This is a genomic window from Pseudomonadota bacterium, from assembly GCA_027624955.1.
GTDB lineage: Bacteria > Pseudomonadota > Alphaproteobacteria > UBA828 > UBA828 > PTKB01.
This window is the reverse complement of sequence record JAQBTG010000039.1, coordinates 23165-37543: the sequence shown is the minus strand read 5'-3', so window position 1 is coordinate 37543 and position 14379 is coordinate 23165. Positions and strand designations below refer to the sequence as shown.

The 14379-nt window shown below is 59.5% G+C and carries 16 protein-coding genes; 9 read left to right on the top strand and 7 right to left on the bottom strand.

Annotated features, from left to right (window positions below):
- The 4 genes from O3A94_14030 to O3A94_14015 form a co-directional block, all read left to right on the top strand.
- Positions 1-156, top strand: a 156-nt coding sequence (locus O3A94_14030) for a short-chain fatty acyl-CoA regulator family protein (protein ID MDA1357370.1), incomplete at its 5' end; no start/stop codon positions are given.
- Between the two features lie 79 nt (positions 157-235).
- On the top strand, positions 236-907 hold the full coding sequence (locus tag O3A94_14025; GenBank protein ID MDA1357369.1) for a hypothetical protein: 672 nt from the start codon (positions 236-238) through the stop codon (positions 905-907).
- Between the two features lie 171 nt (positions 908-1078).
- On the top strand, positions 1079-2161 hold the full coding sequence (gene arsB, locus O3A94_14020; GenBank protein ID MDA1357368.1) for an ACR3 family arsenite efflux transporter: 1083 nt from the start codon (positions 1079-1081) through the stop codon (positions 2159-2161).
- Positions 2162-2197: 36 nt separating this feature from the next.
- A complete protein-coding gene (locus O3A94_14015) occupies positions 2198-2446 on the top strand; it encodes a hypothetical protein (protein MDA1357367.1) in 249 nt (82 codons plus the stop codon).
- Between the two features lie 256 nt (positions 2447-2702).
- Here the strand turns inward: O3A94_14015 and O3A94_14010 are convergent, their stop codons facing one another.
- The 5 genes from O3A94_14010 to O3A94_13990 form a co-directional block, all read right to left on the bottom strand.
- On the bottom strand, positions 2703-3800 hold the full coding sequence (locus tag O3A94_14010; protein MDA1357366.1) for a VacJ family lipoprotein: 1098 nt from the start codon (positions 3798-3800) through the stop codon (positions 2703-2705).
- The gene (locus O3A94_14005; GenBank protein ID MDA1357365.1) at positions 3793-4782 is read right to left on the bottom strand and encodes a threonine/serine dehydratase; all 990 of its coding nucleotides are present in this window, start codon (positions 4780-4782) and stop codon (positions 3793-3795) included. The genes O3A94_14010 and O3A94_14005 overlap by 8 nt, the downstream gene beginning before the upstream one ends.
- 58 nt (positions 4783-4840) lie before the next feature.
- A complete protein-coding gene (locus tag O3A94_14000; protein ID MDA1357364.1) occupies positions 4841-4990 on the bottom strand; it encodes a hypothetical protein in 150 nt (49 codons plus the stop codon).
- Positions 4983-5432 carry a hypothetical protein gene (locus O3A94_13995; protein ID MDA1357363.1) on the bottom strand — a complete coding sequence of 150 codons (450 nt, stop codon included), beginning with the start codon at positions 5430-5432 and terminating at the stop codon, positions 4983-4985. The genes O3A94_14000 and O3A94_13995 overlap by 8 nt, the downstream gene beginning before the upstream one ends.
- Before the next feature lie 146 nt (positions 5433-5578).
- Positions 5579-7570 (bottom strand): lytic transglycosylase domain-containing protein, encoded by a 1992-nt coding sequence (locus tag O3A94_13990; protein ID MDA1357362.1) that lies wholly within the window; start codon positions 7568-7570, stop codon positions 5579-5581.
- Positions 7571-7836: 266 nt separating this feature from the next.
- Here O3A94_13990 and dapA point away from each other — a divergent pair, with 266 nt between their 5' ends.
- Positions 7837-8724, top strand: coding sequence for a 4-hydroxy-tetrahydrodipicolinate synthase (gene dapA / locus O3A94_13985; GenBank protein ID MDA1357361.1), 888 nt, complete (start codon positions 7837-7839; stop codon positions 8722-8724).
- 12 nt (positions 8725-8736) lie between these two features.
- Positions 8737-9213, top strand: a complete 477-nt coding sequence (gene smpB, locus O3A94_13980) for an SsrA-binding protein SmpB (GenBank protein ID MDA1357360.1) — start codon at positions 8737-8739, stop codon at positions 9211-9213.
- Positions 9214-9312: 99 nt separating this feature from the next.
- Here the strand turns inward: smpB and O3A94_13975 are convergent, their stop codons facing one another.
- On the bottom strand, positions 9313-9993 hold the full coding sequence (locus tag O3A94_13975; GenBank protein ID MDA1357359.1) for a uracil-DNA glycosylase: 681 nt from the start codon (positions 9991-9993) through the stop codon (positions 9313-9315).
- 22 nt (positions 9994-10015) lie between these two features.
- Entirely contained in the window at positions 10016-10702 is a 687-nt protein-coding gene (locus O3A94_13970; GenBank protein ID MDA1357358.1) for an NYN domain-containing protein, read from the bottom strand.
- Between the two features lie 108 nt (positions 10703-10810).
- On the opposite strand from O3A94_13970, the gene folK reads away from it, so the two are divergent.
- The 3 genes from folK to O3A94_13955 all read left to right on the top strand — a co-directional run bounded on the left by folK (position 10811) and on the right by O3A94_13955 (position 14203).
- Positions 10811-11386: a 2-amino-4-hydroxy-6-hydroxymethyldihydropteridine diphosphokinase gene (folK, locus tag O3A94_13965; GenBank protein MDA1357357.1), complete on the top strand. Its 576-nt coding sequence runs from the start codon at positions 10811-10813 to the stop codon at positions 11384-11386.
- Between the two features lie 117 nt (positions 11387-11503).
- Positions 11504-11944: a DNA-directed RNA polymerase subunit omega gene (rpoZ, locus tag O3A94_13960; GenBank protein ID MDA1357356.1), complete on the top strand. Its 441-nt coding sequence runs from the start codon at positions 11504-11506 to the stop codon at positions 11942-11944.
- Positions 11945-12055: 111 nt separating this feature from the next.
- A complete protein-coding gene (locus tag O3A94_13955) occupies positions 12056-14203 on the top strand; it encodes a bifunctional (p)ppGpp synthetase/guanosine-3',5'-bis(diphosphate) 3'-pyrophosphohydrolase (GenBank protein MDA1357355.1) in 2148 nt (715 codons plus the stop codon).
- The last annotated feature ends 176 nt before the right edge of the window (positions 14204-14379 follow it).

The following is a 14379-nucleotide window of genomic DNA, read 5'->3' as shown; positions in this document are numbered from 1 at the left end:
AAACTACCGGCGGACCCTGATTCGGCGCTTAAGATCGGCGTCAATTGTCGTCTGTGCGACCGTTTGGAATGCAACCGTCGCGCCTATCCGCCGCTCAACCGCCGCTTGGTGGTCGATGAGAACCATCTCGGTCTGGCGCCATATTTCTTTACCTGAACCTTCACCCAGCCGGCCCGCACGGCGTATGATGGCCGCCAGCCACAATGCTTCACAATCCAACCCGGAGAGAAAAAACATGGCCCAGGAATTGTTGCCGCCGCAACTTATCACCAAAGCCCGCATGCTCTATTTCTGCTGGGTGCCGGCCGATCCCGCAGCCTGCGCCGCCCTGCTGCCCGCCGGCCTCAAGCCAGCCGCCAACAAAGCCATCTACATCAACCAATATGTCGTCGACACCGATGCGCAGACATCACATTTCGGCGCCTATTCGCTCACCTATATGGGCCTCGATCTCGACGGGCTCGATCTTGACGACGGCACGCCTGGCCGGTTTTGGACGCATTATTTCAATTCCAATCCCGGCATGCGCGCCTACGCCGCTGATCGCGGCATTCCCGCCGATGCCGGCAACACTGAATTGGTGATCGCGGGCGACGTGCTCACCGCAACCACACAGGCGGGCGACGGCACGCTGCTGTTCCGCACCAAGGCGCGGGTGTCCGAAACGATTGGTGAATCAGTTCGCGGCCATCTGCGCTACATCACCCAGAATGGCGGCATTATGGAAAGCGGGCGCTACGCCTATGTCGGCGATATCGTGGAGCCGTTCGAAGTGCTGTCATTCGAATTTCTCGCACCGGGTCATTCGAGCTATGCGCTGCGCCCGGCCGATCCGCTGGAAATCACCTTCGGCTTCTATTCGCCGAGTTCGTCATTCTGTTATCCCGGAGGCGTCGGGCCGCTCTAGGTCACATGCCCATAAACTAGTCGCCGAGTTTTCCGGAACAACGATCCTACTGGCCACTTCAGTCGGTTGCTGCGTCATGGCGGCGCGGCTGGCGGGTGGACTGTTGCCATTCACCATTTTCCAGCCATAGTTGAGCAACAGGCCCAAGATAGGGAGGCCGTTGGCGTTAGTATGAATCGTGAAAAGGCTGCGCCAACGACAATCTCTCCTGGCGTTATTGGTTTCTTCGGGAAATGGCTATCGGTATGGGTCGCCTTGTGCATCGTTGCAGGGGTCGGCCTCGGAACAGTGCTGCCTGATCTTTTTCAGGTCCTCGCTGGTCTGGAATTCGCATCGGTTAATTTAATCGTCGCCGTCCTCATTTGGGGAATGGTCTACCCGATGATGGTGAATGTGGATTTTTCCAGCCTTCGTCATATCGGCGACCGGCCAAAGGGACTGCTCATTACTATTATCGTGAACTGGCTGATAAAGCCGTTCACGATGGTTGGCCTCGGCATCCTGTTTTTTGAGATCCTGTTCGCCAACTTAATCTCTCCTGCCGATGCACAACAGTACATTGCCGGCCTCATTCTACTTGGCGCAGCCCCCTGCACGGCGATGGTGTTTGTGTGGTCGCAAATGACGCGCGGCGACGCAACTTACACACTTGTGCAAGTGTCGCTGAACGACCTCATCATGGTTTTCGCCTTTGCGCCGATTGTCGCCTTGCTGCTCGGTGTTACCGATATCGATGTTCCGTGGCAGACGCTGATTTTATCTGTTGGTCTATATGTCGTGATTCCACTTGTCGCTGGAGCGGCCACCCGAACATGGTTGGTGAGCCGGGCCAAGAACAGGGGAAGCGGCGAAGCCGCGGTATTGCGGTTCACAAGTGCTATCAAACCGTTTTCTGTTGTCGCACTTCTCGCAACAGTGGTTCTGCTCTTTGGCTTCCAAGGTCACGTAATCCTCGAAAGCCCCTCATTAATCGCGTTGATCGCCGTGCCGCTGCTGATTCAATCCTACGGCATTTTCGCACTTGCTTATGGTGCGGCCTATTTGTGGCGGGTGCCGTTCAACGTTGCAGCACCGTGCGCCCTTATTGGAACATCGAATTTCTTTGAACTGGCTGTTGCGGTTGCAATTGGCTTATTCGGCTTAAATTCGGGGGCTGCTCTGACGACCGTGGTAGGTGTGCTCGTCGAAGTTCCAGTTATGTTGTCTCTTGTTGCTTTCGCAAACCGAACGCGCGGCTGGTTTACAGCCGCGTAGTGAAAACCCAAGAAGGCAATTCGTAGGACAGGTGATATGACCTCCGAACACACGGCCGACTACGGAACAAGGTTCCACGACAGGCTGTATTTCGAACCCAATCAACAAATTGAAGGCAAAGATTTTAGCTTGGAGTTTCGCCCCATGGGTTTGGGACGTCCCGATTCTTTGGTCAAAGCGAAAATCTTTGAGTGGGATGATTGCCTTGCGCACCCAGAGTTTGATCATTGTTACAAACTTTGCATGGCTAAGCTGGCCTTAGAGGCAGCCATTACAAAGGGTTGAGAATATCTTGGTGGGGGACAAGCAGTGGTGTCTAGCAACGCCCACGACGTCCGGTAAGGGTCGACAGGCTGTGAGCGCATCGCTTTCATTGGCTTTACAAACAGCGCACTGCTGTCGCAGCGTTTCTTCAACAAGCTCAAACATTTCCGAGCCGTAGCCACAGGCTAGGACGAGCGCGACGGCACCTATCTCGCTTCCGTCAAGCTCGCTTCAGTGCGAATATGGCTAAGATTTAATGAGTCGGTAACCTAGAGCGTTACTGGCGCAATTCGGCCTCGCGCTGCTGATACGTCCAGGCGCGCACCGCGTTGTAATTGCTCTCGGCGTTTTCGACCAGATAATCGACCGCATCGATTAATTCCTCGCGGCGCACCACGCCTTCGCCGGCATAGAGCGCCAGGCGCTCGGTCGAGCCCAAGAGCCAGCTACGCGGGTCGAACAGGCTGTCGACTCCGAGGCCGACCGCATCGCGCGCCGTCGTCGGGCCAAATAGCGGCAGAACCAAATAGATGCCGTCGCCGACACCGTAGGTGTAGAGGGTCTGGCCAAAATCGGCGTCATGCGGCTCCAGTCCCAACTCCGCTGCGACGTCAAACAATCCCAACAGGCCGACGGTGCTGTTGACGGCGAACCGCGACAAGGTCGTTGCCGCGCGGTGGAAGCGCAATTGCAGCAGGTCGTTGGCGAAAATAATTGGCGATGCGAGGTTGTCGAAGGCGCGGCTGAGGGCGTCCTGCGCGGCGTCCGGCGTCACGAATCGATAGCCACGCGCCAGCGGCTCGAAGATGATAAAATCCAGCGCGCCGTTGGCATAGAAGAAGACCCGATTGAGGCCTTCGAGCGGATCTTTATCGGCATAGCCGTCGATCCCGCCTTCTTTCGGCAATATCGGCCAGTTCGCGGGGCGGTCGCCGGGTGTCGCGACGCGCAGCATGTCGGGCGCCCGCGCATCATGTGGCGCGACCAATTGCGCCGCCTCCGGTTCGGCCCGGCGCGGCGCGGCGCCGGACAGATCCTGCGACACGCCGGCAAAGCCCGGAAACATGCTGATCACGGTAAAGTTCAGATTGGTATGCGATTCGGGCGCCTGAAGATAGGCTTCTCGCATGATCGCTTGAAACAGTTCCGGCCGTTCAGCGATCGCCGATACCACCACCGTTTCCAGTTGCCGATTGGCGATTTGCCGGCGCTCGTCGATGATGTCGCTGAGCGATGCTTGGTGGTGCCGTCCCTGTTCGGCGGCGGCGCCAATGCGCGTGGCCAGTTCCGGCGGCAGCGCTTGCGCCATGGCACCAATCACCGGCACCAGGCACAGCGCGGCCAGGGCGAACAGCGTGACGAATAGTCTAGACACTTCCGGTGCCGCTCTCGAGCGCTGTGCGGAAAACATCGGGATCGACATTGCCGCCGGAGGCGACCACAACGACGGTCTTGCCGGCTGTCGCCAAGGCGCCGTTCAGAACCGCCGCCAGCGCCGCCGCGCCGCCCGGTTCGATCACCAGCTTGAGATGGTGGAAGGCCGCCGCCATGGCGCTGAGAACCGCGCCGTCATCTGCCGTCACGCCGCCGGCGACGCGGCTTGAATTGATGGCGAACGTGCGCGCGCCCGGCTCCTCCGGTAGCAACGCATCGCAAAGGGTAGCGACGGTCATATCGTGCACCCGTTGGCGCGTGCCGGCTGCAAACGAGCGCGCGTGATCGTCATAGTCCGCGGGTTCAGCGGTGTAGAGCGCGGTATCCGGCAACTCGGCGCTGAGCGCCAGTGCGCAACCGGCCATCAGGCCGCCGCCGCCCGCCGGTACCACCACAAAATCGGGGGCGATATTGCGCACCCGGCACTCGGCGGCGATTTCAAGGCCAACCGTGCCCTGGCCAGCAATGACGTGATTATTTTCATAGGGCCGGACAAGGGTCGCGCCCTTGTCGCGCGCCAGGCCCTCCGCCAATGCTCCGCGATCTTCCGTCGCGCGATCATAGCTAACGATTTCAGCGCCGTAGCGTTTTGTCCCGGCGACTTTCACCGCCGGCGCATTGTTCGGCATAACGATGGTCGCCGGCGCGCCGAGCATGTGCGCTGCCGCCGCCACCGCTTGCGCATGATTGCCGGAGGAATAGGCGACCACTCCTTGCGCCCGGGCGGCGCGGTCGAGTTGGCTAATGCAATTATAGGCGCCGCGGAATTTGAACGAGCCGGTGCGCTGCAATGGCTCGGCCTTGATCAGAAGGCGCCCGCCGATATGCTCGTTCAGCCAGATTGATTCGAGCAGTGGCGTGCGCACTGCGCTGCCTGCTAGGCGCTCGGCCGCAGCACACACATCGGCATAATTGGGTAGCATCAAGCGCTCGCGGTGGGCGTCCCGGGCGGTACTCTGGTCGGTATCCCGGTCTGTGGATTTAGACGTTGATGCCATCACCAGCCCCGTCATCACGAAGCATGGTGGAATCGCGCCTGTTGGCCTCGTCTGATTCGCGCCTGTCTGCCTCGTTTGATTCGCGCCTGTCGGCGGTGCCGAGGCGCGTCACGACGCGCTCTGAATTACTCAAGTTCCTGAAGTTCCAGTTGATCGCCGACGACCAAAATACGTGCCTTGACGGTCACGTCGCCGCCTTCGCCATCCTCGCCGACATAAGTAAAGTCGAAGGCCTGGGAGATCGACATGGGCATTAGCAGCTGACCCTCCTGCACCAGCACTCCGCCGGGTTCGACAATATATTCAAGTGGCGCAGAGATGCAGCCGCCGCTGCTGTAACAGACCCGGCCATGGCGTATCTTTGCGCCGCGCCCGCTAAGGTCGTGGAATTCGCGTGTATAGGTGAACTGCCCGTATCGCCCGGCCGGTTCGTGTACGACGCCCGAGACGCGCAGCTCGACCGCGTTCTGAGGAGGATCGTCCGCTGCCGCCGATGGCGCGGTAAGTGGAACAAGGAGCGCCACGGCCAGCCCGGCAGCGGCGATGAGTCGCGGCAATCCCTGCTTCGCAATCATGGCAATCATACCTCTACCTATGCCTCGTAACCGGCCCCAATTTTCTGTAGCTGCCAATCTACACCGCTGCCGCGCGAGCGCCAAGGGCCGGGCTTCGCCGGGGCAAATCCGGCGCTTCTAACAGCGCGCCGCCAAATCCGGCGCTTCTAACAGTGCGCCGCCAAATCCGCGACCGCGATCGCCGCATCGGCATCGCCAGGGTCGCATCGGCTGGCCAGAACCCGCGCTGAGAAACCTCGCGCCAAATCACGCTCGATGCTGGCAGCGTCAACCTCGACCCCCAACTGCCAGCGATAGGCTTGAACGCCTTCCAAAACACGCTGCACGTAGTTTCTGGTTTCGGGAATCGGAATCATCTCGATCCAGTCGACCAAATCTACTTCGGAATCTTGGCGCGGGTCGCCATTGGCGCGCAGCCAGCGCCGCACATTGGTCGGGCCGGCGTTATAGGCGGCCAGGGCCAGAACGTAGGAGCCGTCATGTTTATCGATCATGTTGGCCAAATAGGTGCTGCCCAGTTTCACGTTATAGGCAGCCTGGGTGAGTTTGTTTTTGGCGTAGGGCAGGCGCAGGCCGCGCGATACTTGGCTCGCCGTTGCCGGCATCAGCTGCATCAGCCCGCGCGCGCCGGCAGGGCTTGCGATCTCCCGGTCGAACAGACTTTCCTGGCGTGTCAGCGCCAGAACTAGTGCGTGCTCAAGTTCGTCGTTGGCGTATGCGAAAGGTAAATCGACCAGCGGAAATATCCGCGCGTTCGAAATATAACCGTCGCGCGTCGCCTGTTTGGCCGCGCGGATGGCCAGGTCATAGCGGCCGAGTGCATGCGCAAGGCCGGCAATCAGGGCATGGTCCGCCGGCCCCTTCGATATTTCCACCAAGTGGCTCACGAAGACGCCGGCCAAACGGTCTTGACCAAGAAAGTTCAGCAGGCGGATAACGGCGAACATTTCATTGTCGGCGATGACCGCGTTGGCGATCTCCTCGCCGGTGCGCGATTCATTGGCAAATAACAGCGCCTTGGCGCCGCCGATGCGCGCCGCCGCGAGCTGGCCGTAATAGGTGCCGGGATAGTGCGCCGCTTGGGCGTACCACAGCGCCGCGCCATCCGGATCGCCCATGGCCGTGGCGGCACGGCCCGCCCAATAGGCGGCGCGGGCGCGGCTGATCGGCATGAACACCGCCTCATAGAGACGGGTAAAATGTTCATACGCCGCGGTATTGTCACCGAGGAAACGCAGCGCGATCCAGCCCGCCAGCCATTCCGCCTCGGCAAAAGTGGAGCTCTCGATTTGGCCGTGCCCAGAGGCCAAGCGGTAGGCATCGGAGACGCGGCCGCTGTTTAGCGCCCGGCGCGTCTGGATAGCGCGCTCGCGCCACCATAGTTTCGGCCGGCCCAATTCCTCCGGCGCCGCGAACAATATTTCTTCGGCGCCGTCATCGCGTCCCTTGCGCCGGCGCCAGCGCAGGCGCTCATACATCAGGCCCGCTGATGCGAGCAGGTCCTCTGGCACCCGGGCGATGGCGCCATCGACGCCGCCGGCGAACGCATGCAGCGCCATCCGCGCCTCCGCCACGGCCCGCTGGCGCTTGTCGACATAGCGGAACATACGCCGCGCATCGCGCTGGCGATTGTCCCAGATCAGCCGGTCGAGACGCGCGTCATGATCTTCCTGGCGCAAATAGTTCTTGTAGCGGCCGAAAATGATCTTGAGGTCCGCGCCGGAGAAATTGTTTCCTACCCAGGCCTCGCGGATGAATATTGCGGCGCGCGCCACGTCGCCATCGGCGATCAATACATCGGCGAAGCGCAGACGCCCGTCGCGGCTTACCGGATCGCGCCAGCGGAACCAGTCGCGTATGCGCGTGTCGTCGTCGACGCCCAGCATCGCGGTTTCGGCGCTGGCTTCCAGCCCCGACTGGCTCGGCCAATCGGGGTTGTTGGCAATGAAAGTGGAAATTTCGTCGAACGAAGCAGGATTATGCGCCCGTGCGTAGTCCATCCAGCGCAGTACCTTGGCGCCGAGCGGATCGCGTGCACGCGCCGCGATCCGGTGGGCGGCCGACCACCGTCCGCTTCCGGCCTCTTTGAAGGCGGTGATGTAAAATTTTGCGTCCATGCCTGAAACCGGCGGCGGCAACAGCGTCTCCGCAATCGCGCGCTGCGAAATGGCCGCACCGCAAAAAATTATGGCTGCCAAGATTAGCGGGAGAAAAATGCGCACGAACGCCCTTTCAAAACTGAATATCCTTCTCAAACCGCCGGGCCGCGATCTTAGGCCGGGCGTCTGCAATCCGGCAAGGCGATTGGCGCCGGCCTTGTCCTCCGGTCAACGGCAAATTATGCTCGGAAAACTCTTAATAATTCGAGTGCGGAGAGCGCCATGTTACGAGTGCGGAGAGCACCATGTTAGAAGGCTATTGCACGGCCCTGATTACGCCGATGCGCGACGGCGCGGTCGATGAAGACGCGTTCCGCGCCTTGGTCGAGTGGCAAATTGCCGAGGGCGTGTCCGGATTGGTGCCGTGCGGCACGACCGGCGAATCGCCCACGCTCAGCCATGACGAACATAAGCGGATTACCGAGATTTGCATCGGTGTGGCGAAGGGGCGGGTGCCGGTCCTCGCCGGGTCCGGTTCCAACAGCACTGCCGAAGCCATTGAGTTGACGCGTCACGCCAAGCAAGCCGGCGCCGACGCCGCGCTTCTGGTCATGCCCTACTACAATAAGCCGACCCAAGAAGGCATGTATCAGCATTTCAAAGCGATCCAGGATGCGGTGGCGATCCCGCTATATATATACAATATCCCCGGGCGCAGCGTCGTGAATATGAGCGTCGAGACCATGGCGCGCCTGGCGGCATTGCCGAATATCGTCGGCGTGAAGGATGCCACCGCCGATCTTACCCGCCCGACCTTGACGCGCCTGGCGATTCCAGGCGGCTTCAACCAAATGTCAGGCGAGGACGGCACGGCGATAGGCTTCTTTGCCCAGGGTGGGCACGGATGCATATCGGTCACGTCAAACGTCGCGCCGCGCGCCTGCGCCGAATTCTATGCCGCGTGGAAATCCGGCGACGCGGCCAAGGCGCTTGAGCTGCACACCCGCCTCATGCCGCTGCACGATGTGCTGTTCTGCGAATCAAGCCCGATACCAGTAAAATATGCGGCTTATCTGCTCGGTAAGTGCCGCGCCGAAATGCGGCTACCCATGTGCCCGCCGTCAAGCGCTAGCAAAGAACGGATCGAAGCAACCTTGCGCGCACTTGGCCTGCTGAAGGATGCGGCGGCTTAAGCCGCCTTTGACATGGCCACACAGAAGAGCGATGGCCGCGATATTGTCGCCCAAAACCGCAAAGCACGGCACAATTATCATATCGCCGAGAAGTTCGAGGCGGGAATTATGCTGACCGGAACCGAAGTTAAGTCCCTGCGCCTGGGCCGCGCCAGCATGGGCGAATCCTACGCAATCGAACGCAGCGGCGAGATTTTTCTAGTTAATGCGCATATCCCCGAATATGCCGCTGGCGGGCGCTACAATCATGAGCCCACCCGCGCCCGCAAACTGCTACTTAGAAAACGCGAGATCGAGAAGCTCAGCGGCAGCTTGAAGCGCGGCGGTGGTATGACTTTGGTGCCGCTCACCCTCTATTTCAACGAGCGCGGACGGGCCAAGGTCGAAATCGCCATGGCGAGCGGTAAGCGCAAACATGACAAACGCGCGTCGGATAAAGAGCGCGATTGGAATCGCGACAAGCAACGCCTGCTGCGCGCCAATAACTAGAGCAAGTCCTGAGCAGGTGGAATCACCTGCGACGACGCATTTGCTTAAATTAAAAGGAGATAGAGCGTTTTGCGTGAACGCAGGTGAACGTGAAATGCCCTAATTTCGGCCGCCGGCGCGCGGTGCCGCCACCAGCCGACGGATATCGTCGAACACGTCGTGGAACATGGCCTCGGTCAAGCGTCCCGTATTGGTGTTGAGCCGCGAGCAGTGATAGCTGTCGATCATCGTGAGGCTGGCGGATAATTCATGGCACGCGCGATGGCCAAACTTATAGGCGCTCACCTTGTGCCCGAGATTGCGCAGCACAGTTTGGTGCGCGATCCCGCCGAGCGCAAGAATGACCCGCAAATTCGGCATCGCGCCGATTTCACTTTCCAGGAACGGCCGGCAGGCGGCGATCTCGGCGGCGGTCGGTTTGTTTTGCGGCGGCACGCAGCGTACGGCGTTGGTAATGCGGCAATCTTCAAAGCTGACGCCATCATCCGCGGTGCGGGCGTAGACACCTTTTGCAAAGCCGAACTTGATCAAGGTCGCATAGAGAAGATCGCCGGCAAAGTCACCGGTGAACGGCCGCCCCGTGCGGTTGGCGCCTCTGATGCCGGGCGCCAATCCGGCGATCAGTAGCCGGGCGGTGAGCGGCCCAGCGCTCGCCACCGGGGCGTTATGCCAGTCGGGATGCGCGGCGCGGCTGGCCTCGCGATAGGCAACGAGGCGCGGGCATTTTTGGCAGTTCCGCTGCGGTGCCTGTGGCGCCTGCGGCCCGTGTGGCGTCGCCATATTATCCCGTGGGGTCGCCATACTATTTCGCGTCAACTTGGTCGTCGCCGTCGCCGCCGTCGTCTTCTTCTTCAAAGGATTCGCCCGGAAATTCATCGCCGTCGCCGTCTTCGTCGGCAAGGCTTTGGTGAATCTGCGCCGCGTTTGGGCCTTCTCGCTGGTCTTCTTCGCGCCCCTGCGGCGCGCGGCCGATCTCTGCCTGAAGGTCTTTCAGTTCAACAAAATAATCGGCTTGGCGGCGCAACTCGTCGGCCACCATCGGCGGCTGCGAGCGCACCGTACTGACGACCGTGACGCGCAAGCCCTTATACTGCACCGCCTCAACCAGGCGGCGGAAATCTCCATCTCCGGAAAACAGCACGATATGATCCAGAACCGGCGCCATTTCGATCATGTCGACGGCCAGTTCAATGTCCATATTGCCCTTGATCTTGCGCCGCCCGGTTGAATCGGTGAATTCCTTGGCCGGTTTGGTCACCATGGTGTAGCCGTTATAATCCAGCCAATCGACGAGCGGGCGAATCGGCGAATATTCCTGATCCTCTAACAGCGCCGTATAGTAAAAGGCGCGAATGAGCCGCCCTTTCTTTGCGAAAACGCTGAGCAGGCGTTTGTAATCGATGTCGAAAGCAAGCGATCGGGCGGCCGCGTAAAGGTTGGAACCGTCTATGAATAGTCCGATACGTTCGTCAGAATAAAAATTAAACATGAAAAAAATCCATTTTCTAAATATGCCAGCAAATTTCGCGAGTTATTCCCGAACGGCAGAGTTAATCGAGGTGGGCTAAATCAATTTGGTGCGAATAAAAGTCACGTTATGGCTAATATTAATGTCGTGTCGCCATCTGCGGCAAGTCCCCGGCGTTTCGGCTGGGCTGAGATGATATTTATCGCTTTGGGAGCCAATCTTGCAACCGAGCGATATGGCACGCCGCGGCTGGCGCTGGAAGCGGCGTTGCGCCGCCTGGACGAACTCGGCGTCGCCGTGATCCAGTGTTCCAACTGGTATCGCAGTGCGCCCTATCCGTCGGCCGATCAGCCAATGTTTGTAAACGGCGTCGCGCGGGTAGAAAGCGGGCTTTCGTCCACCGCCTTGATGGCGGTCCTGCTCGACATTGAATTTGACTTCGGGCGTCGCCGCGGTGAGCCGAATGCGGCACGTGTGATGGACCTCGATCTGATCGATTTCAACGGCCAGATATTTGATCGGGCCGCCGACGAAAACGGCCCAGCGCTGCGGTTGCCGCACCCGCGGCTGAGCCAACGCGCCTTTGTGCTACTGCCGCTTGTGGAAATCGCACCCGAGTGGCGCCATCCCAAAGACGGCCGGCATATTGATGATCTCATCGCCACCTTGCCTGCGGGCCAGAAAATAGACCTCCTGGAATCCTAAGAGGCCTTTGATTTCCGCCAAAAACACCCATATTAACTTGCGTGAGAGGTGGCAAACGGGTAGGTTTCGCGGCCTTTTGATCCGCATTTGTTTGTTTTATTATGGAGTGCCCGCAGCATGGCGCGTGTAACCGTTGAAGATTGTGTCGATAAGATCCCAAACCGCTTTGAGCTGGTTTTGCTCGCTTCCCGGCGGGCACGGAATATTCATTCCGGTGCACCGTTGACGGTTGAGCGCGACAACGACAAGAATCCGGTCGTGGCGCTGCGCGAAATTGCCGAAGAGACCATTGACCTCGATGCGCTGAAATACGAAGTGGAGCATGGCGCCGATATCGACCAAGAATTGGACGAGCCAGAGGAGGAAAATCTGGCGGTGTTGTCGGCTGAGCAAGCCTGGGCCGGCGTGACAACCTCAAGGGTTCCGGAAAGCGATGAAGAAGAGGCCGCAGCCGTCGGCGCTGACGCGGTATTCGCGCCGAAACTCGACGATGACGATAAAAGCGTTGAAGATGCCGACAGCGAGCCCAAATCCACCAGTACCGACGAGGAGGCCTGAGCGCGAATTGTCCACGATTTAGTTCCACAGTTTAATTCTGTGGGCGCGACGCCAATAAAATAATAATTCCGGCCCCGGAATATCGCGGACAGGCCGAGCGCATGACATGCAGTGATTCGTCAATACGAACTTGTCGAACGCGTTAAGGCGTACGATCCGACGGCGGATGAAGGCGCGTTGAACCGCGCCTATGTTTTTTCCCTAAAAGCCCACGGCGCGCAAAAGCGTGCCAGCGGCGATCCCTATTTTTCCCATCCCCTTGAAGTGGCGGGCATCCTGACCGAGCTCAAGCTCGATTGCGATACCATCGTCACCGCGCTGCTGCACGATACCGTGGAGGACACGCTGGCGTCTCTCGACGAGATTGAGCGTCAATTTGGCTCGCCCGTCGCTCGGCTCGTCGATGGTGTGACCAAACTCAGCCAGTTGGAACTGCAATCGGATCAAACTAAGCACGCTGAGAATTTCCGCAAATTTGTTCTCGCGATGTCAAAGGATATCCGCGTGCTTTTGGTCAAACTCGCCGACCGCTTGCACAATATGCGCACGCTCGGTTTCATCGAAAACCAAGACAAGCGCCGGCGCATCGCCAATGAAACGATGGAAATTTATGCGCCGCTTGCCGAGCGCATCGGTTTGCAGACCATCACCGAGGAGCTGGAAGATCTGGCGTTTGCCGAGATCAACATGGATGCCCGCAACTCAGTAAAGGCTCGCCTTGATTTTCTGCGCGAAGAAGCCGGCGATATCGTGCCGCGCATTCTCGACGCCCTGCGCGAGATGTTGGCTGGGCACCGCTTCCGCGCCGTCGTCGAAGGGCGCGAAAAGCGCCTTTATTCGATCTGGCGCAAAATGGAGGTCAAGAATATAGCCTTCGAGCAGCTCTCCGACATCGTTGCCTTCCGCATCATTGTTGACAGTGATGCGGATTGCTACTGCGCCCTCGGCTTTGTGCATGGCGCCTATCCCATGGTGCCCGGAAGATTCAAGGATTACATCAGCACGCCAAAGCCGAACGGCTATCGTTCCCTGCACACCAGCGTGATGGGTCCGGAACGCCAACGCATCGAAATACAAATTCGCACCCGTGAGATGCACGAGGAAGCGGAACTTGGCGTCGCCGCCCATTGGGCCTTCAAGCAGGCCGATACCGGCAGTGACGGCAAGCAATATCGCTGGCTGCGTGAGCTATTGGACATCCTCGACAATGCGTCGGGTCCGGAGGAATTCCTCGAGCACACCAAATTGGAAATGTTCCGTGATCAGGTGTTTTGTTTTACGCCGCATGGCGATCTCATCAATTTGCCGCGCGGCGCGACGCCGGTAGATTTCGCCTACGCGGTGCATTCCCAAGTCGGCGATACCTGTGTTGGCGCCAAGATAAATGGCCGCATGGTGCCGCTGAGAACGCGGCTTTCCAATGGCGATCAAGTCGAAATCGTCCGCTCCACCGTGCCCGCACCGTCGCCCACTTGGGAAGGGTTTCTGGTGACCGGCAAGGCGCGGGCCAGCGTTAGGCGCTTCATCCGTTCCAAGCAGCGCAAAGAATATGAATCTCTGGGCCGGGCGATTGCTGAAAAGGCCTTTCGCGAGATTGGTGAAACATATGCCCAGGCGGTGATCGATCGGGCCCTACCCAGGCTCAAGCTAAAAACCGAATCGGAGCTGTTTATCGCCCTCGGCCAGGGTCTTTTGACTGGCCGGGATTTTCGCGACGCCTGCTTCCCAACGCGCCGGCGCCCTGGCGTTGCGTCGCGCGCCCTGTCTTTGGTGCGCGGCCGGTCGGGATCGACCAAGGCCGGCGACGCGGCGATTCCTATCCGTGGGTTGGTGCCTGGTGTGGCGGTGCATCTCGCGGAATGTTGCAGTCCGCTGCCGGGGGACCGCATTGTCGGCATTGTCACCACCGGCATCGGCGTCACCGTCCATACCATCGATTGCGATACGCTGGTCAGCTTCGGCGATACACCGGAGAGATGGCTGGATCTGTCCTGGGACAAAGAGGAAGCCGAAAATAGCACCCATGTCGGCCGATTGACCCTTGTGGTGGCGAATGAGGCCGGTTCGCTCGGCGAATTGTCCATGTCGATCGCCAAGAACAAAGGCAATATCAACAATCTCAAGATCACCAGCCGCTCGGCGGAATTTTTCGATTTTCTCGTTGATGTCGAGGTGCAGGACTCGCGCCATTTGACCGATATCATTGCGGCCTTGCGCGCCATTCCCAGCGTCAGCAGTGTCGATCGGGCGCGGAGTTAGTCGGCCCGCGCCCCAGGCGCGGCGGAAAGTGCGGGAGCCGCTCGGCACAGACGCCAACAAATCCCATCTCGAAACCGCGCCCCAAACTAATCATCGCCTTTCAACGCAATTATGACGTCGATGCGGTGGGCGAGCGTATCAAGCAATATGACGCAGCCGAAAGCATCGGTATCTTG